This is a genomic window from Nocardiopsis sp. JB363 (assembly GCF_900143625.1).
Taxonomy (GTDB): domain Bacteria; phylum Actinomycetota; class Actinomycetes; order Streptosporangiales; family Streptosporangiaceae; genus Nocardiopsis.
On record NZ_FRFF01000165.1, the window covers coordinates 1 to 1,922 of the forward strand.

1 protein-coding gene is annotated in these 1,922 nt (G+C 68.2%); it reads left to right on the plus strand.

From position 1 onward, the window contains the following. The coding region (locus BQ8420_RS25040) for an AMP-binding protein (protein ID WP_143847561.1) at positions 1 to 1,922 on the plus strand (1,922 nt) is incomplete at both ends.

The window sequence follows — 1,922 nt, forward strand, 5'->3', positions numbered from 1 at the left end:
GACGGGTGGAGTCTGCCCTTGGTGTTGGAGGACGTCCTCACCACCTACCGAGGAGGACCGGCACAGGTACGAGCCGACTTCCGCTCCTATCTCGAAGTCCTCGGTGAACAGGACGACACGGAGGGGTTGCGCTACTGGCGCGAGCTCCTGGCGGACGTCGACGCACCCACACCCCTGCCCTACGATCACGCACCCGTGGACATCCGTCGGGTGAGCTCGACCGGTCAGTCCGGACACACCCTCTCCTCGACCGACACCGATCGCGTGCACACTTTCGTCCGTGAGCAGGGTCTGACGGTGAACGCTCTGGTGCAGGGTGCCTGGGCGTTGTTGCTCGCGGCCCACTCGGGTGAGGACGACGTGGTGTTCGGTGCCACGACCTCCGGTCGGCCCGATGACCTGCCCGGGGTGGAGTCCACCATCGGACTCTTCATCAACACCCTGCCGGTCCGTACCACCACGGCCCCCGGTGACCTGGTCGTCGACTGGCTCCGTGACCTCCAGAACGGACTCGTGGAGTCCCGCCGGTACGAACACCTGCCCCTCAACCGTGTCCAGTCCCAGAGCGGACTCTCGGGAGACACCCCGCTCTTCGACAGCATCGTCGTGTTCGAGAACTACCCCGTGGACGAGGAGTCCGCCCGTAGACACGGCGTCACGGTCGAGAGTATGACCGCGAGGGAGGCCACCAACTACGCGTTGACCCTGATCGCCTACGACGGTCCCGCCATCGACCTGCGCTTGCGCTATGACTCCGCGCTGTTCGACGTCGGCACGGTGGAGCGGCTTTTGAAGCACCTCTCCCACCTGGTGGACGGCATCGTCGCCGCACCCGACCGCCGCCTGGCCGAGCTCGACCTGCTCGACGGCCGAGAGCGAGATCGTGTCGAGGCCTGGGGGGATGGCGGTACGCCACAGCGGCTCCGGACGATCCCCGACCTCTTCTCGGCGAGGGTGTCACAGCGACGGGACGCGACCGCCCTGGTCACAACCGACCGAGAATGGACCTGGACGCAGCTCGACGAGCGCGTGAGCGCCATCGCCCGGCGGTTGGTGGACCGGGGCGTCGGTACCGGGGACGTCGTGGGAGTGCACCTCCAACGCGGGCCCGAACTCGTCGCCGCCTTCCTCGGGATCATGCGTGCCGGGGCGACTTACCTTCCGATCGACCCGAACTACCCGCGGGCCCGACGGCACTTCATCGCGCGGGACTCCGGAGCGAGCCTCGTCCTCATCGGGGCGGATCCCGTCGAATCCCTGCCCGACGACCTGGAACAGGTTCCGGTGGCCGATCTCTGGGACGTCGAGAACGACGCGGGCGGTGGTGATCCCGTACCACCGGGTCTGGACGACCTCGCCTACCTCATCTACACGTCGGGCTCCACGGGCACACCCAAGGGCACCATGGTGACGCACCGAGGTGCCGCGGAGCTGGCCGACTCCATGACCGAGCGCTTCGCCACCAAGGAGGACACCCGGGTCCTGCAACTGGCCTCGCCCAGTTTTGACGCCTCGGTGATGGAGGTCCTCATGGCCCTGGGCGCCGGTGCCCCTCTCGTGCTCCCGGAGCCGGGACCGCTCGTGGGCGATGACCTGGCGGAGGTCCTGCTGCGTGAGCGAATCGGGCTGACGATCATCCCGCCGTCCCTGCTCGCCTCGGTTCCCGAAGGGGAGTTCCCCGACCTTCGCACCCTGGTGGTCGGGGCGGAGGCCTGCACGGAGGAGCTCGTCCGACGCTGGTCTCCCGGGCGGCGCATGGTCAACGCCTACGGCCCCACCGAGATCACCATCGCGGCCACCTTGAGCGACCCACTCGTCCCCGAACGAACACCGCCGATCGGTCGCCCGGTGGTCGGCACCCGGCTCCGGGTGTTGGACGGGTTCTTGCGTTCGGTGCCGGTGGGTGTGGTGGGTGAGTTGTA